The sequence below is a fragment of the Streptomyces sp. NBC_01089 genome (assembly GCF_045162975.1).
Taxonomy (GTDB): Bacteria; Actinomycetota; Actinomycetes; order Streptomycetales; family Streptomycetaceae; genus Streptomyces.
The window spans coordinates 482,203-502,563 of sequence record NZ_CP108660.1 but is presented as its reverse complement, the minus strand read 5'-3'; the positions used below and the strand labels follow the sequence as shown (position 1 = coordinate 502,563).

At 71.8% G+C, this 20,361-nt stretch carries 19 protein-coding genes; 10 read left to right on the top strand and 9 right to left on the bottom strand.

Annotation, left to right across the window (positions count from 1 at the left end; translation table 11 throughout):
• Nucleotides 1–14: 14 nt before the first annotated feature.
• The 3 genes from xsc (at nucleotide 15) to OG510_RS02235 (ending at nucleotide 3,970) form a co-directional block, all read left to right on the top strand.
• Nucleotides 15–1,823, top strand: coding sequence for a sulfoacetaldehyde acetyltransferase (gene xsc / locus OG510_RS02245; RefSeq protein WP_164267666.1), 1,809 nt, complete (start codon nucleotides 15–17; stop codon nucleotides 1,821–1,823).
• 312 nt (nucleotides 1,824–2,135) lie between these two features.
• Entirely contained in the window at nucleotides 2,136–3,236 is a 1,101-nt protein-coding gene (locus tag OG510_RS02240; protein ID WP_406134939.1) for a phosphotransacetylase, read from the top strand.
• On the top strand, nucleotides 3,233–3,970 hold the full coding sequence (locus OG510_RS02235; protein ID WP_406134938.1) for a phosphonatase-like hydrolase: 738 nt from the start codon (nucleotides 3,233–3,235) through the stop codon (nucleotides 3,968–3,970). Before OG510_RS02240 ends, OG510_RS02235 begins: the two co-directional genes overlap by 4 nt.
• An 87-nt stretch (nucleotides 3,971–4,057) precedes the next feature.
• Here the strand turns inward: OG510_RS02235 and OG510_RS02230 are convergent, their stop codons facing one another.
• Nucleotides 4,058–5,017, bottom strand: coding sequence for a LysR substrate-binding domain-containing protein (locus OG510_RS02230; protein ID WP_406134937.1), 960 nt, complete (start codon nucleotides 5,015–5,017; stop codon nucleotides 4,058–4,060).
• Between the two features lie 99 nt (nucleotides 5,018–5,116).
• Between OG510_RS02230 and OG510_RS02225 the strand changes: the two genes are divergently transcribed.
• Nucleotides 5,117–6,235: a YeiH family protein gene (locus tag OG510_RS02225; RefSeq protein WP_406134936.1), complete on the top strand. Its 1,119-nt coding sequence runs from the start codon at nucleotides 5,117–5,119 to the stop codon at nucleotides 6,233–6,235.
• Nucleotides 6,236–6,424: 189 nt separating this feature from the next.
• Here the strand turns inward: OG510_RS02225 and OG510_RS02220 are convergent, their stop codons facing one another.
• Genes OG510_RS02220 through OG510_RS02205 form a run of 4 tightly spaced genes read right to left on the bottom strand, consistent with a single transcriptional unit; the run spans nucleotide 6,425 to nucleotide 10,651 of the window.
• The gene (locus tag OG510_RS02220; protein WP_406134935.1) at nucleotides 6,425–7,900 is read right to left on the bottom strand and encodes a sialate:H+ symport family MFS transporter; all 1,476 of its coding nucleotides are present in this window, start codon (nucleotides 7,898–7,900) and stop codon (nucleotides 6,425–6,427) included.
• 59 nt (nucleotides 7,901–7,959) lie between these two features.
• On the bottom strand, nucleotides 7,960–8,670 hold the full coding sequence (locus tag OG510_RS02215) for an N-acetylmannosamine-6-phosphate 2-epimerase (protein ID WP_406134934.1): 711 nt from the start codon (nucleotides 8,668–8,670) through the stop codon (nucleotides 7,960–7,962).
• The gene (locus OG510_RS02210; protein WP_406134933.1) at nucleotides 8,667–9,695 is read right to left on the bottom strand and encodes an ROK family protein; all 1,029 of its coding nucleotides are present in this window, start codon (nucleotides 9,693–9,695) and stop codon (nucleotides 8,667–8,669) included. The genes OG510_RS02215 and OG510_RS02210 overlap by 4 nt, the downstream gene beginning before the upstream one ends.
• Nucleotides 9,692–10,651 carry a dihydrodipicolinate synthase family protein gene (locus OG510_RS02205; RefSeq protein ID WP_406134932.1) on the bottom strand — a complete coding sequence of 320 codons (960 nt, stop codon included), beginning with the start codon at nucleotides 10,649–10,651 and terminating at the stop codon, nucleotides 9,692–9,694. The genes OG510_RS02210 and OG510_RS02205 overlap by 4 nt, the downstream gene beginning before the upstream one ends.
• 152 nt (nucleotides 10,652–10,803) lie before the next feature.
• Here OG510_RS02205 and OG510_RS02200 point away from each other — a divergent pair, with 152 nt between their 5' ends.
• Together OG510_RS02200 and OG510_RS02195 are read left to right on the top strand one after the other, a co-directional pair.
• Nucleotides 10,804–11,499: a FadR/GntR family transcriptional regulator gene (locus OG510_RS02200; RefSeq protein ID WP_406134931.1), complete on the top strand. Its 696-nt coding sequence runs from the start codon at nucleotides 10,804–10,806 to the stop codon at nucleotides 11,497–11,499.
• Between the two features lie 145 nt (nucleotides 11,500–11,644).
• The gene (locus OG510_RS02195; RefSeq protein ID WP_406134930.1) at nucleotides 11,645–12,472 is read left to right on the top strand and encodes a nucleotidyltransferase domain-containing protein; all 828 of its coding nucleotides are present in this window, start codon (nucleotides 11,645–11,647) and stop codon (nucleotides 12,470–12,472) included.
• 127 nt (nucleotides 12,473–12,599) lie between these two features.
• On the opposite strand, the gene OG510_RS02190 is transcribed toward OG510_RS02195, so the two are convergent.
• The gene (locus OG510_RS02190) at nucleotides 12,600–12,785 is read right to left on the bottom strand and encodes a hypothetical protein (protein WP_164267165.1); all 186 of its coding nucleotides are present in this window, start codon (nucleotides 12,783–12,785) and stop codon (nucleotides 12,600–12,602) included.
• A 237-nt stretch (nucleotides 12,786–13,022) separates the two neighbouring features.
• Between OG510_RS02190 and OG510_RS02185 the strand changes: the two genes are divergently transcribed.
• From OG510_RS02185 to OG510_RS02175, 3 genes are all read left to right on the top strand, one after another.
• Nucleotides 13,023–13,817, top strand: a complete 795-nt coding sequence (locus OG510_RS02185) for an SAM-dependent methyltransferase (protein ID WP_406134929.1) — start codon at nucleotides 13,023–13,025, stop codon at nucleotides 13,815–13,817.
• A gap of 148 nt (nucleotides 13,818–13,965) precedes the next feature.
• Nucleotides 13,966–14,934, top strand: coding sequence for a pyridoxal-phosphate dependent enzyme (locus OG510_RS02180; protein ID WP_406134928.1), 969 nt, complete (start codon nucleotides 13,966–13,968; stop codon nucleotides 14,932–14,934).
• Nucleotides 14,935–15,126: 192 nt separating this feature from the next.
• Nucleotides 15,127–16,584: a sugar porter family MFS transporter gene (locus OG510_RS02175; RefSeq protein WP_406134927.1), complete on the top strand. Its 1,458-nt coding sequence runs from the start codon at nucleotides 15,127–15,129 to the stop codon at nucleotides 16,582–16,584.
• Nucleotides 16,585–16,667: 83 nt separating this feature from the next.
• Here OG510_RS02175 and OG510_RS02170 read toward each other — a convergent pair whose 3' ends face one another.
• On the bottom strand, nucleotides 16,668–17,579 hold the full coding sequence (locus OG510_RS02170) for a serine hydrolase (protein WP_406134926.1): 912 nt from the start codon (nucleotides 17,577–17,579) through the stop codon (nucleotides 16,668–16,670).
• A complete protein-coding gene (locus tag OG510_RS02165; protein WP_406134925.1) occupies nucleotides 17,576–18,451 on the bottom strand; it encodes a LysR family transcriptional regulator in 876 nt (291 codons plus the stop codon). Before OG510_RS02165 ends, OG510_RS02170 begins: the two co-directional genes overlap by 4 nt.
• Before the next feature lie 166 nt (nucleotides 18,452–18,617).
• Here OG510_RS02165 and bla point away from each other — a divergent pair, with 166 nt between their 5' ends.
• Entirely contained in the window at nucleotides 18,618–19,547 is a 930-nt protein-coding gene (gene bla / locus OG510_RS02160) for a class A beta-lactamase (RefSeq protein WP_406134924.1), read from the top strand.
• A gap of 67 nt (nucleotides 19,548–19,614) precedes the next feature.
• Here the strand turns inward: bla and OG510_RS02155 are convergent, their stop codons facing one another.
• On the bottom strand, nucleotides 19,615–20,235 hold the full coding sequence (locus OG510_RS02155) for an L-threonylcarbamoyladenylate synthase (RefSeq protein WP_164267230.1): 621 nt from the start codon (nucleotides 20,233–20,235) through the stop codon (nucleotides 19,615–19,617).
• Between the last annotated feature and the right edge of the window lie 126 nt (nucleotides 20,236–20,361).

Genomic DNA, 20,361 nt, shown 5'->3' with positions numbered 1-20,361 from the left:
GAAGGAGTGGAACCATGAGCGAGAACCCCGCGGACACCAGCCGTACTGTCGCGGCAGGCCCGCAGCGGATGACGCCGTCGGAGGCGTTCGTCGAGACGATGGTGGCCAATGACGTCACCGATATCTTCGGCATCATGGGCTCGGCGTTCATGGATGCCATGGACATCTTCGCCCCGGCCGGCATCCGCCTGGTGCCCGTCGTCCACGAGCAGGGCGCCGCCCACATGGCCGACGGATACGCCCGGGTCAGCGGCCGGCACGGGGTCGTCATCGGCCAGAACGGCCCCGGCATCAGCAACTGCGTCACCGCCATCGCCGCCGCGTACTGGGCACACAGCCCGGTCGTCATCGTGACCCCCGAGACCGGCACCATGGGCATGGGCCTGGGCGGCTTCCAGGAGGCCAACCAGCTGCCGATGTTCCAGGAGTTCACCAAGTACCAGGCCCATGTGAACAACCCGAACCGCATGGCCGAGTTCACCGGCCGCGCCTTCGACCGGGCCATGTCGGAGATCGGCCCGACGCAGCTGAACATCCCGCGCGACTACTTCTACGGCGACATCAACACCGAGATCCCGCGGCCGAACCGGCTGGACCGCGGCGCCGGCGGCGAGAAGAGCCTGAACGAGGCCGCCGAACTGCTGGCCACCGCCGAGTTCCCGGTGATCATCTCCGGCGGCGGCGTCGTCATGGCCGACGGCGTCGACCAGTGCAAGGCGCTCGCCGAGCGGCTCGGCGCCCCGGTCGTCAACAGCTATCTGCACAACGACTCGTTCCCGGCGAGCCACCCGCAGTGGTGCGGGCCGCTGGGCTACCAGGGCTCCAAGGCCGCGATGAAGCTGATCGCCAAGGCCGATGTCGTGGTCGCGCTCGGCTCCCGCCTCGGCCCGTTCGGCACCCTGCCCCAGCACGGCATGGACTACTGGCCGAAGAACGCGAAGATCATCCAGATCGACGCCGACCACAAGATGCTCGGCCTGGTCAAGAAGATCACCGTCGGTATCTGCGGCGACGCCAAGGACGCGGCGGCCGCACTCACCGAGCGGCTCGAAGGCCGCACCCTGGACTGCGACGCCACCCGCGAGCAGCGGGCCGCGACCATGAAGGCCGAGCAGGACGCGTGGGAGGAAGAGCTCAGCGCCTGGACCCACGAGAAGGACCCCTTCAGCCTCGACATGATCGCCGAGCAGGAGGAAGAGGAGGGCGACTGGCTGCACCCGCGCGAGGTGCTGCGGGAGCTGGAGCGCGCCATGCCGCCGCGCGTCATGGTCTCCACCGACATCGGCAACATCAACTCCGTCGCCAACAGCTATCTGCGCTTCGAGGAGCCCCGCTCCTTCTTCGCGCCGATGAGCTTCGGCAACTGCGGCTACGCCCTGCCGACCATCATCGGTGCCAAGGCCGCGGCCATGGACCGCCCGGCGATCTCGTACGCGGGGGACGGCGCCTGGGGCATGAGCATGGGCGAGATCATGACCGCCGTACGGCACGACATCCCCGTCACCGCCGTCGTCTTCCACAACCGCCAGTGGGGCGCGGAGAAGAAGAACCAGGTCGACTTCTACAACCGGCGCTTCGTCGCGGGAGAGCTGGAGAACGAGAGCTTCGCCGCGATCGCCGAGGCCATGGGCGCCGACGGCATCGTCGTGGAGAAGCTCTCCGACGTCGGCCCCGCGCTGCAGAAGGCGGTCGACGCCCAGATGAACGAGGGCCGCACCACGGTCATCGAGATCATGTGCACCCGTGAGCTCGGCGACCCGTTCCGCCGCGACGCGCTGTCCAAGCCGGTGCGCTACCTGGAGAAGTACCAGGACTACGTCTGAGTGACCCGGGCCGGCCGCCCCTCGTGCCGGCCGGCCCCCTCCCGCTCGGGCCCGGGACTCCCGTCGGGCCCCCTCGGGCCCGGGACTCCCGTCCGGACGGGAGTCCCGCCCGATCCGGACGAGAACCGCGGACAGCCCCTGAACCGCGGGGGTTCCGGTCCCGGCTGCCCTGCGCGGTCCCGGGGCCCCCGCGACACCGGCCGGGGGCGCCGCGTGCGCCCCTCATGCGCACGGCGCCCCGGCGCCCCCGGCCTCTCCACCACGTCGCTCTTCCGATCCCTCCCGCACCGCCCACGCCAAGGGAACAGCCCCATGCTCATCGATCCGCTCGCCCCGGCGCGGCCCCCGGCAGGACCGGCCGGAGCCGCCGTGCAGCACCTCCTCGACACCTGGTCACAGCGGCTGCGGCCCGCTTCCAGGCGGCCCCGTGTAGCCCTGGCCGAAGGCACCGACCCACGGGCGCTCTGGGCCGCGGCCCACCTCGCCGAACAGCACGCGGTCACCCCGGTCCTGGTCGGCGATCCGGCGCGCATCCGCGCGAGCGCGGCCGAAATCGGTCTGAAACTGCCCGACGACCCCGACCGGCTCGACCTCCTCGACCCCGCGGAGCTGGCCGCCGACGACGAGTGCGCCGCCACCCTGGCCGAAGCGCTGGCCGCCCGGCGCGGCCTCACACCCGACGGGCGGCGCACCCTGGCCGCGGACCCCCTTTACCTCACCGCGACCGCACTGCGCCTGGGACGGATCGACGCATGCGTCGCGGGCAGCAACCGCCCCACCGCCGACGTCCTGCGCGCCGGCCTGTACGTCGTCGGTCTCGCCCCCGGCATCCGCACCCTCTCCAGCAGCTTCCTGATGGTGATGCCCGACGGCCGGCTCCTCGGCTACGGGGACTGCGCGGTCGTCGTCGACCCGACCAGCAGGGAACTCGCCGACATCGCCCTCGCCACCGCCGCCACCCACCGTGCCCTCACCGGCGAGCCGTCCCGGGTGGCGCTGCTGTCCTTCAGTACGAAGGGCAGTGCGTCCCACCCCCAGGTGGACCGGGTGCGCGAGGCCCTGGCCCTGGTCCGCGCCACCGAGCCCGGTCTCGCCGTGGACGGTGAGCTGCAGTACGACGCGGCCGCCGTCCCGGCCATCGGCCGGTCGAAGGCGCCCGCTTCGGAGCTCGCCGGCCAGGCCAACACCTTTGTCTTTCCCGGCCTCGCCGCCGGCAACATCGGCTACAAGATCGCCCAGTGGGCCGGCGGCGCCACCGCGGTCGGCCCGCTGCTCCAGGGCCTCGCGGCGCCGCTGCACGATCTCTCCCGCGGCTGCACCGGGCCCGACATCGCGGCCCTCGCCCTGGCGGCCGCCCTGCAGGCGGACAGCGTCCGCCCTCCCCAAGCACCGGAGGAAGCACCGTGCCCGTGACATCCCCGACCGCGGCCCCCGGCACCGCTCCCCGCGCCGCTCACCGCGCCGGATCCCCCGACGGCATCCGCCTCGCGGTCCTGGACATGGCAGGCACCACGGTCACCGACGCCGGCGCCGTGGAGGACGCCTTCGTCCAGGCCCTGTCCCAGCTGGACGTCCCCGAGGGCGGTGTGGCCCACGACCGCATGATGGAACACGTCCGCGCCACCATGGGCGAGTCCAAGATCTCGGTCTTCCGCCATCTCTTCGGCGACGAGAGCAAGGCGGAGCGGGCCAACGACATCTTCGAGCGCGCCTACGCGGAACTCGTCGCGGCCGGCCGGTGCAAGCCGATCCCGGGCGCCCGCGAGACCATCGAGGCACTCCGCGCGTCCGGAATCGCCGTCGTCCTCAACACCGGCTTCTCGCCCCGCACCAGGGACAGCCTGCTGGCCTCCCTCGGCTGGCTGGACCTCGCCGACGCGGTGCTCTCACCCGCCGACGCGGGCCGCGGCCGCCCGTACCCCGACATGGTGCTCACCGCACTCCTGCGCACCGGGGCGCCCTCCGTCCACCACACGGTGGTCGTCGGCGACACCCCGTACGACATCGAGGCGGGGCTGCGCGCCGGAGCGGGGCTGGTCGTCGCCGTACTGACCGGCGCCCACACCGAACCCCAGCTCCGTGCCGCGGGAGCGCACTACGTCATCGACTCCGTCCGCCGTCTCCCGGACGTCCTGCGCGGCAGCTGAGCCGCGACACCCCACCACCGACCACAAGCCGCCCGGGGCGTGAGCGGCGGCGGTACGGCACGAGCCCGTACCGCCGCCGCCCGCGCCCTACCGGTGTTTGGCCACCCGGAGCAGATGGAGCGCCGGTTCCGGCAGCTCGCGGCCCTTGGGCCAGACCGCGTGCAGGATGCGGTGCAGCCGTACGGAAGGGTCGACCTCGACCTCGACCAGGCGGCCCGACGCCACGTCCTCGCGCACGGCGAGCGCGGAGAGCACAGCGGGGGCCAGACCGCGGGCCGCCGCGCTGCGCAGCGGGGCGGTCGAGCCCAGTTCGAGTACCGGGACGGCGATCCCGTCGTACGGGCGCAGCGCCCGCTCCAGCGTCTCCCGGGTGCCGGAGCCCGCCTCCCGCAGCAGCAGCGGGGTGTCGGCCAGCTCGCGCCCGGTCAGGGCGCTGCGGCGGTGTGTCCAGGGGTGGCCCGGCACCACCACGACGGCGAGCCGGTCCCGCCCCACCGCCGAGCGGTGCAGATCGTCGGGCACCCGCGGGCCCTCGACGAAACCCAGATCGCAGCCCCCTCGGCGCAGCGCCTCGACCACACCCCAGCTGTTGGTCACCGTCAGCCCCACATGCGCGTCCGGCGCGGTGTCCCGCAGGGTGACGAGCCAGCCGGGCATCAGCTCCTCAGCGATGGTCAGACTCGCGGCGACATGCAGCCGGCTGTCCTGCCGCGAGCGCAGCGCCGCCGCGCCCTCGACCAGCGCCGCGGCCTGTTCGAGCACCGCGCGCGCCCAGTCGGTCACCACCGCCCCGGCCGCGGTGAGCCGCGACCCCGCGGTGGAGCGGTCCAGGAGCTGGAGCCCCAGATGGCGTTCCAGCGTCCGCATCCGCGCACTGGCCGACGGCTGGCTGATGAGCATCCGGGCCGCGGCCCTGCCCAGGCTGCCGGTCTCCGCCACGGTGACCAGCAGCTGCAGCGACTGCAGATCGGGCAGCGGCCGCTGCCCGCCGTCCTGGGTCTCGCCGCGCTCGCTCACCTGTGCCCCCTCGTACGGTGCGTCCTCCATGGCAGAACCCTCATAGGAAAACCTTCATAGGGGAACCCTATGGCCTGGGCCCGGATTCGCGTCTACCGGGCCGGACGGATCCGCCACACGCTGGTGATCATGACACTGAGTACGGAACGCACCCAGTCACCGCCCCCCGGTCGACAGCCCGCGAAGCCGTCGTCCGGCGGCAGCGCCTCCGCACCGGGGCCGGTGCGCCGCAACGCTCCCGGCCTCGCGCTCGCCGTCGTCGGACTCGGTCTCGCCGAGGCGGTGCACGCCCTGCTGCCCGCCGTGCCGATGCTGACGGCCGCCGTGGTGCTCGGTGTGGTGGCGGCGCATGTCCCGGGGCTGCATCCGTTCGTACGCGGCCGGGGCCGGGCCGGGCTCTCGACGGCCGGCAAGCGGCTGATGCGGGGCGGGATCGTGCTGCTCGGGCTCAAGCTCAGCATCGGCGATGTCCTCGGCCTCGGCTGGGCGACGGTGACCATGGTGCTCGGTGTGGTCCTCGCGACCTTCTTCGGGACCTGGTGGCTCGGCAGGAAGCTGGGCCTGCCCGGTGACCAGCCGCTGCTGATCGCCACCGGCTACTCGATCTGCGGAGCCTCGGCCATCAGCGCCGTCAGCGGTGCGCTCGGCAAGGACGAGGACGACGAGCAGCTGGCGTCCGACGTGGCCACATCGGTGGCCCTGGTGACGCTGTGCGGGACCCTCGCCATCGCGGTCCTGCCGCTGCTGCACCACCCGCTGGGGCTGGACAACCTGCAGTTCGGCCGGTGGGTCGGCGCCGGTGTCCACGACGTCGGCCAAGTGGTGGCCACCGCGCAGACCGCCGGCCCGACCGCGCTCGCCGAGGCCGTGATGGTCAAGCTGATCCGGGTGGCGATGCTCGCACCGCTCGTGGCCGGGGTCGCGGTGGCCTACCGCAGGCGCCGCGCCCACGAGGCGGCCGGCGGCAAGCAGGCGACGGGCGTCCGCCGCCCGGCCGTGGTGCCCCTCTTCGTGGTCGGCTTCCTGGCGATGACGGCCCTGCGCAGCACCGGCGTGCTGCCCACCGGAGTCCTCGACGCCGCCGACACCGCACAGCAGCTGCTGCTGGCCATGGCGCTCTTCGGCCTCGGCAGCGCCGTCCATCTGCCGTCCCTCGCCCGCTCCGGGGCCAGGACGGCCCTGCTCGGCCTCGCCTCCTGGGTGGTCGTCGCGGGGGTCAGCTACGGGGGCGTCCTGCTCACGACCTGAGCGCACCTGGGCCCGCGTACCCGAGCCCGCGTACTTGAGCGCCCGCACTTCCTTCGCGTACCTGAACCGCGCACCCGAGCCGGCCGCAGCGTCGCGGCCGGTGACGGGAAGTGCCCCGGCGGGGCAGCCACAGTCGGCTGCCCCGCCGGGGCGTTGCGCGTACGGAGGTCTCGCCGGACGTACGAGCCGTCAGGCCCCGCTCCGCTGCTGTTCGGGCAGCGCGGTCGCCGGTGTGTCCGGCAGCTCGGCCGCCAGATGGTCATGGATACCGTCCGGGTCCGTCAGCCGGTTGAGCCGGGCCGGCACATCGAAGCCGACCAGCAGGACGACCAGGACCGTACCGGCGAAGGTCAGTACGGCGAGGGCACGGCCCAGCGGCATCCCCGAAGCCAGATGGGCCCCCAGGACCGGGGCCACCGCACCGCCGAGCGCTCCGACGTTGTACGTGAAACCGAGCGCAGCGGCCCGGCTCCCGGTCGGGAAGTGGCCGCCGATGTAGCGCGGCAGCAGCCCCGAGATACCGAAGCTCAGGGCCTGCAGCACGAACAGCAGCACACCGAGCAGCAGCAGATTGTCGTGCACGGCGAACACCGGGAACACGAAGACCATCGACGCGAGCAGCGTGAACGCGTACGCCTTCTTCGTGCCGATCCAGTCACCGACGAATCCGGCGAGCCAGCAGCCGGCCATGGTGCCGAACCCGGCGAAGAACAGCGCGTCACTGACCTGGCTCGGCGAGTAGCCCAGATCCGTCTTGAGATACGTCGGCAGCAGCGCCTGGATGGGCCAGGTGTACAGGAAGGCGAAGAAGACCGTCACGATCATGGATACATACAGCAGCCAGCTGCGCCGGCCGCCCAGCTGCACCGCGAGGGCGAGGATGCTGAGGCCCGCCAGTACCGAGAGGACGGGGACGAGCCCCGCACCGGTCGGGGTGAAGACCGCGAACAGGGTGACGGTCGCGACCACCACCAGCACCGTGTTGACCGTGGCCAGGCCGGGAGAGGCGAAGAGCGGGCGGAACGGATTGGGCCTGGCCTTGTCCTCCTTGACCGTCTCGCTCCACTCGGGGGCCTCGGGGAGGGCGCGCCGCAGCCACAGCGCGACCACGATCGGCACCAGACCGATGTAGAACATCCAGCGCCAGCCCAGGTTCGGGACGATCCACTTGTACGCCTCGGCGGCCAGCACCGAGCCCACGGAGAAGCCGGAGATCAGGAAGCCGCTCGCCCGGTTGCGCAGCCGCGCCGGCCAGCTCTCCATGGCGTATGTGGCGCTTGCGCTGTACTCCCCGGCCATACCCATGCCGATCGCGAGGCGCGCGACGAACATGCTGGTGTAGTCCCACGACAGACCGCAGGCGAAGGTGCCGAGCGAGTAGAGCAGGATGCTCACGATCATCGACAGCTTGCGCCCGTACCGGTCGCCCAGGGCGCCGAGTACGGCCCCGCCGAGCCAGCGGGTGATGAAAGCGGCGGAGACCAGACTCGCGGCCTGCACCGTGCTCAGATGGAAGTCGTCGCTGATCTCGGTGAGCACCAGGGTGATCACGACGAAGTCGAAGCCGTCCAGGACATAGCCGATCCAGGCGGCGAAGAACGACTTCCACTGGGTGCGGGATACCTCGCGGTACCAGGGGAGCGTGGCTTGGGTGTTGTTGTGCACGGTGCCTCCAGAATGCCGGACGGACTCGGCGTTGAGGCCGTCCGGCAGGCGGTGATGCGCTATCGCTGGGCCAGTTCCGAGACGAACGTGGCGGTCAGGGCGGTGGGAGCGGTGATGGCGGTGCCGACGACGACGCTGTGGGCACCGTGCGTGAGTGCTGCGGCGGCTTCCCGCGGATTACGGATACGGCCTTCGGCGACGACCGGGACGTCCACCGCGGCCGCGAGGGCCGTGACCAGGTCGAGGTCGGGGCCTTCCTGCCGCGGTGAGCCGGGAACATACCCGGAGAGGGTGGTCGACACCAGGTCCGCGCCGTCGGCCGCGGCGGCCACGCCCTCTTCGAGCGTGGAGACGTCGGCCATCACCAGGGCGCCCGCCGCGTGGACCGCCTCGACCAGAGCGGCGAAGGTGCTGCCGTCGGGGCGCGGCCGTGCGGTGGCGTCGGCGGCGACCACATCGGCCCCCGCCGTCACGAGCGCCAGGGCGTGCCGGACGGTCGGCGTGATGTACACGCCGGTGTCGCCGTCCTTCCACAGCCCGATCAGGGGGAGACCGACGGCCTCCCGGATGGCGGCCACCACCTCGGGTTCGTTGGCGCGTACGGCTGCCGCGCCGCCCGCGGCGGCGGCCCTGGCCATCCGTACCAGCGTGCCGGTCTCCCGCATCGGGTCACCGGGAGGGGCCTGGCAGGAGACGATGAGCCGGCCCCGGAGCGCCTGGGCCGGCGCTGCGGAGGGCGAATGGGGCTGCGTGCTGGGCGGTGTGCTCACAGAAGGGCTCCCGGTCGGTGCAGAGGGGCGGTGGTGGTCAGGGCCGCGGCGCCGAGTACGGCGGCGTCGGCGCCGTGGAGCGGCGCCACGGGGCGCAGCCGGCGCAGCGGTGGCATGAGCTCGCCCGTGAAGGCGTCCGTCAGGGCGTCCCAGTAGAGCGGGCCGATCCCCGGTACGCCGCCGCCGACGACGACCCGGTCGGGGCCCAGCACGTTGGCGAGGCCGCCGAGCGCCCGGCCCATCGCCCGCGCGCCGGTGGTGATGGCGCGGACCGCGCTGCCGTCACCCGTGGCGGCCCGCTCGGCGACGGTCTGGAGCCGGTCGGTGGCCCGCCCGGTGAGCCGCTCGTACAGGGCGGTGATCCCGGGTCCCGACGCGATGGCTTCGAGGTGTCCGGAGCCGCCGCAGGTGCAGTCGAGGCCGACAGCCTCGGGGCTCGGCAGATGCCCGATGTGGCCCGCGATGCCCGCGGCGCCGTGCAGCATCCGCCCGTCGCAGGCGAGCGCGCCGCCGACCCCGGTGCCGACCGCCGCGAACAGCAGTGACGCCTGCTCGCCTTCGGTCACGGCGAGTTCGGGCCCCGCGGTCGCGCGTACGTCGTTGTCGCAGGCGACCGGCAGCCCGGTGCGGTCCGCGAGGCGGGGCCCCAGGGCGGTGCCCGCCCATCCGCGGATGGTGTCGGTGGCGCTGGTGACGGTGCCCGAGCGGGGGTCCACCACACCGGCCGCGGCGACACCGACCGCCGTCGCGGCCCGGTCGAAGCCCAGGCCGGCGGCGTCCCGGCCCACGGCGCGGGCGGCGTCGCGCAGCGCGTCGAGCACCGCGTCGGCGCCCTCGGTCGCCGGGGTCGGCAGGGTGTGCCGGGCGAGCACCGCCCCGTCCGGCCCGATCAGGGCGGCGGCGATCTTCGTACCGCCCAGGTCGAGTCCGATGACAGGACCCGCGAGAAGGGGACCGGTGTGCGCCTCCGGGGCCGCCTCCGTCGTCCGTGCCGTCGGTGCCGTCCGGGCCGTCGGTGTCGTCATCGGGACGGGGTCAGTCCGGCCGTGCGCAGCCGCGCGTCGATCAGTGCGACGGATTCGGCGCTGAGCTGGATCTGCGGGAACGCGGTGTCGCCGCACGCGATGACACCGAGGAGCCGCAGGGCGCCCTTGAAGGAGCCGAGCGCCGACGAGCTGCGCCCCATCTCGGCCTCGGGGCCGACGTCCACGATGTCGAAGAGCGAGATGAGCCGCTCCTGCTCCTTGGCGGCCAGCGTCCAGTCACCGGCGCGGGCGGCGTCGTACAGCCGCGCATAGGCCGCGGGGTCGACATTGCCGATCCCGGGTACGACGCCGTCGGCTCCGGCCAGCAGGGCGGCGTCGACGGTGAGTTCGGAGCCGGTGAGGATGCTGAAGCGGGGCACGGGGCCCTGGCTCCGGCCGTCCCGGCCACCGAGCTCGACGATCAGCCGGCGCAGTCCGCCCTCGTCGCCGCTGCTGTCCTTGAGCCCGGCCAGGGTGCCGTCCTCGGCGAGTTCGCGCACCAGGGAGGCGGAGAGCTTGCTGTGGACCGAGACCGGCAGGTCGTACGCGAACAGCGGCAGGTCGACGCTCGCACGGATACGCCGGAAGTGTCCGGCGATCTCCTTGGGGTGGGTGCGCGTGTAGAAGGGCGCCGTGGCGACGAGCGCGTCCGCGCCGAGCCGGGCCGCGGCCCGGGCGTGGGCGATGACCCGGGCGGTGGTGGTGTCGATGACACCGGCGAGCACCGGGACACGGCCGGCGGCCGTGCGGACCACGGTCTCCAGGACCGTCGCGCGCTGGGCGTCGGTGAGGTAGGCGACCTCACTGGTCGACCCCAGGGCGAACAGACCGTGCACGCCTCCGCCGATGAGGTGCTCGACCAGACGGGAGAGCGAGTCGGTGTCGATCTCCCCGTTGGCGTCGAGCGGGGTGCAGACGGGCGGTACGACCCCGCGAAGGGGGGCGGTCAGTGCCATGGCGGTACTCCTGGTGCAGATAAGGGCTGGAGATTCTCTCCACAACATGAGACATCAGATGTCCTATGTCCTGCGGTTAGAATAATCCCCACCCCGTGTGAATCGTCAAAGAGACCCCCGTCACACACCAGGAACCCGGAAAGGAGCCCCCAGTGGTCCGCAGTACGGCGTCCGAGGACGTCCAGGCCGGTATCCGGCGGCTGATACTCGACCGTGGACTGTCCACCGGCAGTCCGCTGCCCACCGAGACCGAGCTGACCGGCATCTTCGGGGTCGGCCGGGTCACGGTCCGGGAGGCGCTCAAGGCGTTGCAGGCCCTGCGTGTCGTGGAGATCCGCCGCGGCTCCGGCACCTTCGTCGGCTCGCTCTCCCTGGCCCCCCTGGTCGAGGGCCTCGCTTTCCGTGCGGCGGTACGCCACCGCAACGGCGAGGCGAGCCTGTACGAACTCATGCGGGTGCGCGAGGCGTTGGAGGCCGGACTGATCGACAGCGTGGCGGCGTCGGTGCCGGACGAGGATCTCGCGGTGCTGCGGGGGATCGTGGCGGAGATGGGGGGCGAAGCGGCGCGGGGGCGTATCGCCCGGAGCACGGACCGCGCCTTCCACCTGGTGCTGTACAGGTCCCTCGGCAACCATCTGCTCAGCGAGGTGCTCGACGCGTTCTGGGCCGCCCTCGACCAGGTGCGCGGCGACACCGGCGACGGACACCAGGACCCGGCCGCCACGCTCGCCCAGCACCGGGAGATCGTCGACGCCATCGCGGCGGGCGACGGCCCGCGGGCCTGCACGGCGATGCGCACACACTTCGACGGCATCAGGGCACGGCTGGAGCCCGGCGCGACGGGGTGAGGGGTGGGGTGTCCTCCAGGACGGCCCGGGTCGGTCAAGGCCCCTCCGCAGGGCCGCGGTTCACCCGGACCGAGTGCGTGCGACACGTCGACCGGTAAAACAAATCCAGTCGCCAGGGCTGCCCCCGTTCGGCAGACTCCACCGGGTGGACCAGGTAGTAAGAATCGCGAACCAGCTGGCCGGTATCGACGGCGTTGTCGCAGTCTGCCTGGGCGGCAGCCGGGCACGCGGCACGCATCGGCCCGACTCGGACTTCGATCTCGGCCTCTACTACCGTCCTCCGCTGGACGTCGCCGCCCTCCAGCTCCTCGCCTCCGAGCTGACCGGTGGCGCAGCCGAGGTGACCGAACCAGGTGGTTGGGGTCCCTGGGTCGACGGCGGTGGCTGGCTGACAGTCGGGGAGACGCACATCGACTGGATCTACCGGGACCTGGACCGCGTGCACCGGATCTGGCAGCAGTGTCAGGCCGGGCACTTCGAAGTGGGCACCCAGCCCGGCCACCCGCTCGGGGTCTACTCTCACGCCTACGCCGGTGAGGTGGCCATGGGATGCGTCCTCACGGACTCCACCGGTGAACTGACCGCCCTGCAGGGGAACATCCGGGCGCGGTACCCGCAGCCGCTGCGCGATTCGCTGATCGCCAACGCGCGATGGGAAGTGCCGTTCACCCTGTCCATCGCCCGCAAAGGTGTGCGGCGGGGCGATGCCTTCTACGTCGCGGGCTGTCTGTTCCGGGTCGTGGGACTTCTCGTACACGCCATCCACGCCCAGGCCGGGCATTGGATCGTCAACGAGAAAGGGGCCGTCGAGGCAGCGGGGCGGCTCCCGACCGCTCCGGCCGACTTCTCCGCGCGCGCCCACGCCCTGTTCGGCACCGTCGGCGCCACACCGGACGAACTCACCACCGCGATCGACGCCGCGGACCGGCTGGCCGCCGATGTCCTGGACGGCCTGCCGTCCTCACCGGGCTGACGGGCCCGAACCGCGACCGGCTCCGCAACGAGCCGGAACAGCCCATCTCTGCGAGGGTGTTCGGCCATGAACAAGGCACAGCCCACCGGGGCGGACAGTGCCGCAGTCGTCTGTCATGCCGCGGGGCTCACGGGAAGAGCGCCACTCCCACCATGATCAAGACGATGATGCCGACGACGATGGCAGCGCCGGCCCAAGGTCCGCGGTGCTTCATCGGCGCCCTCGGACCACCGCCACGAGGCCGGTCCTCCGGTAGCACCGGATGCGCGGGCCTGTCACTGGCGTAGAACTCCTTGTCCTGCAACTCAGTCATCGGAAGTCCTTCCGTAGTGACCTTTGCTGCAATTGTATGTCCGGCTCGCCAGGAATGCGTGAAATATAATGATTCGCTCTTCAGGTGAGGCTCCCACTCCGGTTCGCAGCCTCGCCCTCTCCGGTCGGCCGGCCCCGAGGGCGATGAGGCCGACGGGACTAGATCATTCCGGGGGCGCGGCGTCTATGCTCTCCGGACACCGGGCGCAGCACCGAGAAGCGAAAAGGGCGGTAGAGGATGAGCGAGCGGAACGAGCAGGTCCCGGTTCAGGGCAACCGGGCGAACTCGGCGCGGGTGTACGACTACATCCTGGGCGGCAAGGACCACTACGAGGTGGACCGGGTGGCCGCCGAGGCTTCGCTGCGCGCCTGGCCCGGGCTGCGCACGAGCATGCTGGCCAACCGGGCGACCATGCGGCGGATGGCCCACTGGCTGGCCGCCGAGGCCGGGATACGGCAGTTCCTGGACATCGGTACCGGGATTCCGACGGAGCCCAACCTGCACCAGGTCGTCCAGCGGCAGACCCCGGACGCACGCATCGTCTACGTGGACAACGACCCGATCGTCCTCGCCCACGCGGACGCCCTGATGCGCAGCACCCCCGAGGGGCGGACTTCCTACATCCAGGCGGACATGACCGAGCCGGACACGCTCCTCACGGACCCCGCCCTGTCCGAGACGCTCGACCTCGGCCGGCCGGTGGGCCTGACGGTCATCGCCATGCTGCAGTTCGTGAAGGACGCGCACGGACTCATCGAGACCCTGATGAGGCCGCTGGCGCCGGGCAGCTATCTCGCGATCACCCTCGCCACCGGGGACCTCGCCCCCGAGTCCGCGGCGTTGGCACGTGAGTACACGGAGCGGGGCATCCCCATGTATCTGCGCACCCGCACCGAGGTGGAGGCCCTGTTCGCCGGGCTCGACCTGGTCGACCCGGGCGTGGTGCCGATGACGTCCTGGCGACCCGCGGACGGCGTCGCACCGCCGGAGAACGGGACGAACATGTACGCGGGCGTGGCCCGCAAAGCCTGACCTGCTTGCCTGCCTGCCGCGCCCTGTCACGTCCCGCCATTTCTGTCAGGGCCCGTCACCTCGTGTCGCGTCGTGCCGCGCCCTGTCACGTCCCCGTCCGCCGGTCCCGGCCGGCCCTCCCGATCCCGCAGCCCGATGGAGCCCCCGCATGACCAACCCCCTGCCGGTCACCCTCGATGACATCCGCGATGCCGCCGCACAGATCAGGGGCGTGGCCCACCACACCCCCGTGCTGCGCTCACGCACCCTGGACCGGCTCGTCGGTGCGGAGGTCTTCCTCAAGTGCGAGAACTTCCAGCGGATCGGCGCCTTCAAGTTCCGCGGCGCCTACAACGCGGCCTCCCGGCTGTCGCCCGCGCAGGTGGCCAAGGGCATCGCCGCGTACTCGTCGGGCAACCACGCGCAGGCCGTCGCGCTGGCCGCGAAGGAGCTGGGTACCACCGCGGTGATCCTGATGCCGGAGGACACCCCGCAGTCGAAGCTGGACGCCACCGCAGGCTACGGCGCGGAGATCGTCACGTACGACCGCTACACCGGTGACCGCGTCGCCATCGGTGAGGCGCTGGCCGCCGAGCGCGGCCTCGCGCTCATCCCGCCGTACGAGCACCCGCACATCATCGCCGGACAGGGCACCGCCGCACTCGAACTGCTGGAGGAGACGGGGGAGCTCGACGCGCTGGTGGTGCCGGTCGGCGGCGGCGGACTCATGGCGGGCAGCGCCACAGCGGCCAAGGGGCTGCAGGACCGTATCCGGGTGATCGGCGTCGAACCGGAGGCCGGGGACGACACGAAGCGGTCCCTGGAGGCGGGCCGGCGGGTGTCCATCCCGGTCCCGCGCACCATCGCCGACGGCCAGGCGGCCGACATCCCCGGCGAGCTGACCTTCTCCATCAACGAGCGGCTGGTCGACGGCATCGACCTGGTGAGCGACGACGGGATCAGGGACGCCATGCGGTTCGCGTTCGAACGTCTGAAGATCGTCATCGAGCCGAGCGGAGCCACCGGACTCGCGGCCCTGCTGGCAGGACGCGTCGAGCGGCTCCCGCGGCGCGTCGGAGTGATCATCTCGGGCGGCAACATCGGCGCCCGGCGGTTCGCCGAACTCTGCGGGGGCTGACGGGCCCGGGCTGGGGGAGCCGGCTGCGCCGCCCTTGACGGGAATCACAGGTTTGAGTGGGAGTGCCGCGATTCCGTGTGGGTACGCGAGCGCCGTAAAGGTGCCGACGCACCCACGTAAGGGGGTGCGCTTTCCTATCGACGTACGGTCGGAAGCGCGCCGGACAACGATGTCAGTCAGGTGATTGTGTTCATGGCCGAGACGGCTCATCCCACAGACGCACCCCACCGCGGCGGTAAGGCTGTGGGTATTTCCATTGCCGCCGCGGTGGGCGGTTTTCTTTTCGGCTTCGACTCGTCCGTCATCAATGGCGCGGTCGACGCACTCGGCTCGCATTTCCATCTCGGTTCGTTCCTCTCCGGCTTTGTGGTCTCCATCGCTCTGCTGGGCTGCGCGGTCGGCGCCTGGTACGCGGGGCGGCTGGCGGACAGCTGGGGGCGGCGGCGGGTGATGGTGCTGGGAGCGGTGATGTTCATCATCAGCTCCATCGGGTCGGCCACCGCCTTCTCCGTACCCGACCTCATGGTGTGGCGGGTGGTCGGCGGACTGGCCATCGGTATCGCCTCCGTGATCGCACCGGCGTACATCTCCGAGGTGGCGCCCGCGAAGGGGCGCGGCGCTCTGGGATCCCTGCAGCAGCTGGCGATCACCGTCGGCCAGCTGGTGGTGCTCAGCTCCAACAAGGGCCTGGCCGGGGCCGCGGGCGGCGCCTCGCAGAATCTCTGGTTCGGCATGGCGGCCTGGCGCTGGATGTTCCTGGTCGGTGTCATCCCGGCCCTGGTGTACGGCCTGCTGGCCCTGCTGATCCCGGAATCCCCGCGCTATCTGGTGCTGAAGGGCGAGTACGGCAAGGCGGCCGGAGTGCTGGGGCGGGTGACCGGCGAGAGCGACCCCGAGGGCAAGGTCGCGCAGATCCGGGAGACCCTGGACAAGGAGCACCGCAGTTCGTTCGCCGACATCCGCGGCAAGCGGTTCGGGCTGCACCCGCTGGTCTGGGTCGGCATCATCATGGCCGCGTTCCAGCAGCTGGTCGGTATCAACGCGATCTTCTACTACTCCACCACGCTCTGGAAGTCGGTCGGCTTCAGCGAGTCGAGCTCCTTCACCACCTCGGTGATCACCGCGGGGATCAATGTGGTGATGACCGTGGTCGCCATGCTCTTCGTGGACCGGGTCGGCCGGCGCCGGCTGCTCACCATCGGCTCGATCGGTATGTTCCTGTCGCTGCTGCTCACGGCGGTTGCCTTCTCCCAGCAGCACGGCAGCGGCGACCATGTGTCCCTGCCAGGCCCCTACGGTCCGCTGGCGCTCGTGGGCGCGAACGCCTTCGTGGTCTTCTTCGCCCTGTCGTGGGGCCCGATCCTGTGGATCATGCTGGCGGAGATGTTCCCCAACCGGATGCGCGCCATGGCGCTGGCCATCGGTACCGCGTCGAACTGGATCTTCAATTTCATCGTCACCTTCGCCTTCGAGCCGATGACCCGCCAGGTCGGCCTCTCCTGGCTGTACGGCACGTTCGCCTTCTTCGCTCTCGCCTCGTTCTTCTTCGTACGCGGAAAGGTCCCGGAGACGAAGCAGCGCGAGCTGGAGTCGATGACCGGCGAGACATACCAGCGCCGGACGGCCGGACAGACGCCGTCCGCCCACTGATCGGGTGGTGACGGCCGCTGCCGTCCTGGAGCGCCTTGTCCTGGGCGCGCATCAGGACGGCGGCTGCCTCGGCGCTCCGGCCGTCACAGGCCCTCGTTGCCGCGCAGTTCCTCCACCGCGACACGGGCGGCCGCGCCGATCACGGCGTCGGCCCGCGGCAGGGTGCTGTCGGCGCGGGCAGCCTGGGTGAACACCACGGCGGTGTACGCGCTGCCGTCGGCGAGTTCGACCACACCGGCTTCGTGGCGCATCGATCCGAAGGTGCCGGTCTTGCCCGACACCGTCACGTCGTCGTAGGGGAAGCCGGACGCGAGCCGGTGCGTCCACGGCTGCTTTCCCATGAGGCCGCGCATGAAGGCGCAGCTCTCGGCGGAGGCCGCCCGGCCGGTCCAGATCGCCCGCAGCAGCAGGGCCATGTCCGCGGGTGTGGCCGATGCCTTGGACAGGGGGTCGTAGACGGCCGGTGGCACGGTGGTGTCGTTGTCCGAGATGCGCTCCATCGCCGCGCTCAGCGATTCGGCCCCGGTCTCCGTCACCAACCGCGCGAACGTGGTGGCCACTCCGCCGTGCACGGTGGTGTCCCGCATACCGAGGTCACGGCACACCTCGTCCACCGCCGCCGTTCCGATCCGCCGCAGCACGGCGTCGGCCGCGGTGTTGTCGGAGATGGTCATCATGAGGGCGACCAGGTCCCGAAGCGACATGGACACCGCGTCCCGGAGAACGGAGATACCGGTCGGGCCCGGCATCCGGTCCGAGGGTTCGAGCGTCACCCGCAGGCGTGGGTCGACAGCCCCGGCGTCGGCCAGCCGGCAGAAAGCGACCATCAGCGGCATCTTGTAGACCGAGCCGACAGGGACCGGCTCGTCGGGATCGACCGATACGTGCGCCGCCGGACGCCGCAGCTCGGCCACGTGCAGCCAGCCGCGGACACCCGCGTCGGCGAACATGCCGCGGATGGTGCGCTGTACGCCGCCCCGCCCCGCCCCGTTCATGCCGCCGCCTGCAGGGACAGCGCCTCGACCAGCAACTGCGCCGTCCGCGCGGTCGCTTCGCAGTCCGGGCGCCGCGCGTCCCACACCACCCGCAGCCGCAGGGGGAGGGGCGGGTCGGTCGTCCTGACCCGCTCGACGCCGTCGGCTGTCAGGGTGTCGTCGGCGGTCACCAGCACCGCCTGTCCCGCGGCGACCAGTGCGAGCCCGGCGCGCTCGTCGGACACCACCAGGGTCTCCACCCGGCGCCCGCGGCTGGCCAGGGTGTCGACGAACAGATCGTGCGCCGCCGGGGCTTCGTCCCGCGGACGCACGGCGACGGGCAGCCGCCGGGTGTTCGCACGGGCTCCCGCGGGCGGGCCGGCGGGCGAGAGCGCCCAGGTCGGGAAGAGCACCACACGGTCGGCCGCCAGGCCGTGCAGTACGGCCGGATGCCGGATCACCGCGAGGTCGAGGCGTCCAGCGGCGGTCTCGGAGAGCAGCGTGACGGTCGGCGCCGTCGTCACGGCGATCCGGCTCCGCTCGCCGGCCCGGACCGGTGCGGCCGCCACGGCCGCCGCGACCCGCGCCGGCACCTCGGGCGCAAGGCCCAGCCGGAGCCGGCGGCCGTCGGCCCGCTCGCGCACCCCGGCCTCCCGCAGCTCCGTGAGCGCGGTCAGGGCGCGGCGGGCGTGCGGCAGCAGCAGGGCTCCCTCATCGGTGAGCGTGACGCCCCGGTCGCGGTCGAACAGCCGGACACCGAGCAGGGTTTCCAGCCGGCGCAGCCCCTGGGACAGCGGCGGCTGGGTGATGCCCACACGCAGCGCGGCGGAGCCGAAATGCTCCTCCTCCGCCAGCGCGACAAAGATCTCCAGATGCCGTTCGGTCAGCAACATGCCCTCCGACGTGCGCAGATATCAAGTCCGAATCGACCTGAGCCCGAGAGTGTATTCGACATGGCTCCGGGCCGCCGACTTGACTGTGTGCCGGTGGAACCGGGCCCCGCCACCGCTCCTGCGCGGCCCGGACACCCCTGACCACGCGACGAGGAACGAGGCCATCGTGCAGATCTCCGAAGCTGTTCCGTCCCGCCGGACCGTACTGGCCATCGGCGCCGGCACGGCCCTGGCCGCCCTGGTCCCCACCGCGGGCCGTGCCTATGCCGCACCGCCCGGTGACGGCGGCATCTCCCGGCAGCTGAGGGCGCTGGAGGAGGAGTACTCGGCGCGGCTCGGAGTGTTCGCCCGTGACACGGCCACGGGGGCGACCGTGCAGTACCGCGCCCGCGAACGCTTCCCGATGTGCTCGGTGTTCAAGGTGCTCGCGGCGGGGGCGGTCCTGCGCGACCTCGACCGGCACGGCGAGTATCTGGCCAGGCGCGTCCACTACACCCAGGAACTCGTCGAGAAGTCCGGCTACACCCCGGTCACCGGGAAGCCGGAGAACATCGCAGGCGGCCTGACCGTCGGTCAGCTGTGCGCCGCGGCCGTGAGCGAGAGCGACAACGCCGCGGGGAACCTTCTGCTCAGCAGGCTCGGCGGCCCCACGGCGATCACCCGCTTCTGCCGCTCGGTGGGAGACGCCACGACGAGGCTCGACCGCTGGGAGCCGGAGCTGAACTCGGCCGAGCCGTGGCGGACCACCGACACCACAAGCCCCGGTGCCATCGGGACCACGGTCGCCCGTCTCGTCGTCGGCCGGGTGCTGACGCCGTATCACCGCGAGAAGCTGACCGGCTGGCTGACGGCGAACACCACCGACGGCGAACGCTTCAAAGCCGGCCTGCCCGCCGACTGGATCCTGGCGGACAAGACGGGCGGCGGCGACCAGTACGGCGTCGCCAACGACGTCGGCGTCGTGTGGCCCCCCGGACGCCCGCCGCTGGTGCTGTCGGTCCTCTCCACCAAGTACGACCCGCAGGGCCCGACGGACAACCCGCTGGTGGCCAGGGCCGTCGCACTGGTGACCGACGCACTCACGCCAACCGCGTGACCACAGTGGCTGGTTGAGCGCGGTGGCGGTCCGGGCCCGGTGGCTGCCCGGGTCCGGTCACGCCGTCCTACTCGAACCGCGAGGTGTCGCCCGCCCCGCGGCGTACGATCTCGGGCTCACCGCCGGAGAAGTCGATGACCGTGGTCGGCGCGGTCCCGCAGTCGCCCGAGTCGACCACGGCGTCGAGCACATGGTCGAGCCGCTCCTTGATCTCCCAGCCCTGCGTCATCGGCTCGTCCTCGTCGGGCAGCAGCAGCGTGCTGGAGAGCAGCGGCTCACCCAGCTCGGTGACCAGCGCCTGGGCGACGACATGATCGGGAATCCGGACACCGACCGTCTTCTTCTTCGGGTGCAGCAGCTGACGCGGCACCTCCTTCGTCGCCGGGAGGATGAACGTGTAGCTGCCCGGGGTCGCCGCCTTGATCGCCCGGAACACGTCATTGTCGATGTGGACGAACTGCCCCAGCTGGGCGAAGTCCTGGCACACCAGGGTGAAGTGGTGGCGGTCGTCGAGGTTCCGGATCGAGCGGATCCGGCTGATGCCGTCGCGGTTGCCCAGCTGGCACCCCAGCGCGTAACAGGAGTCCGTCGGATACGCGACGAGCGCACCGGAGCGGAGACTCTCGGCCACCGTGCTGATGGTGCGCCGCTGCGGATTGTCCGGATGCACGTCAAAATACTTCGCCATCCGTCGAGCCTACGCGGTCGGCGGCCCGGGTGACGGCAGCTCGTCGGAGGTGGATTTCCGGCCCCTGGCGTGTCACCCGCCGCTCCGCCCCCACTCTCCTCACCGGACCCGCGGGAGGACTCCTCT

Excerpts from the sequence above, each read along its gene's own strand:
- OG510_RS02165 (WP_406134925.1), bottom strand. The coding sequence starts at position 18,451 with ATGTTGCTGACCGAACGGCATCTGGAGATCTTTGTCGCGCTGGCGGAG.
- OG510_RS02180 (WP_406134928.1), top strand. The coding sequence starts at position 13,966 with ATGACCAACCCCCTGCCGGTCACCCTCGATGACATCCGCGATGCCGCC.
- xsc (WP_164267666.1), top strand. The coding sequence starts at position 15 with ATGAGCGAGAACCCCGCGGACACCAGCCGTACTGTCGCGGCAGGCCCG.
- OG510_RS02170 (WP_406134926.1), bottom strand. The coding sequence starts at position 17,579 with ATGAACGGGGCGGGGCGGGGCGGCGTACAGCGCACCATCCGCGGCATG.
- OG510_RS02175 (WP_406134927.1), top strand. The coding sequence starts at position 15,127 with ATGGCCGAGACGGCTCATCCCACAGACGCACCCCACCGCGGCGGTAAG.
- OG510_RS02210 (WP_406134933.1), bottom strand. The coding sequence starts at position 9,695 with ATGACGACACCGACGGCCCGGACGGCACCGACGGCACGGACGACGGAG.
- OG510_RS02155 (WP_164267230.1), bottom strand. The coding sequence starts at position 20,235 with ATGGCGAAGTATTTTGACGTGCATCCGGACAATCCGCAGCGGCGCACC.
- OG510_RS02225 (WP_406134936.1), top strand. The coding sequence starts at position 5,117 with ATGACACTGAGTACGGAACGCACCCAGTCACCGCCCCCCGGTCGACAG.
- OG510_RS02205 (WP_406134932.1), bottom strand. The coding sequence starts at position 10,651 with ATGGCACTGACCGCCCCCCTTCGCGGGGTCGTACCGCCCGTCTGCACC.
- OG510_RS02185 (WP_406134929.1), top strand. The coding sequence starts at position 13,023 with ATGAGCGAGCGGAACGAGCAGGTCCCGGTTCAGGGCAACCGGGCGAAC.
- OG510_RS02190 (WP_164267165.1), bottom strand. The coding sequence starts at position 12,785 with ATGACTGAGTTGCAGGACAAGGAGTTCTACGCCAGTGACAGGCCCGCG.
- OG510_RS02230 (WP_406134937.1), bottom strand. The coding sequence starts at position 5,017 with ATGGAGGACGCACCGTACGAGGGGGCACAGGTGAGCGAGCGCGGCGAG.
- OG510_RS02240 (WP_406134939.1), top strand. The coding sequence starts at position 2,136 with ATGCTCATCGATCCGCTCGCCCCGGCGCGGCCCCCGGCAGGACCGGCC.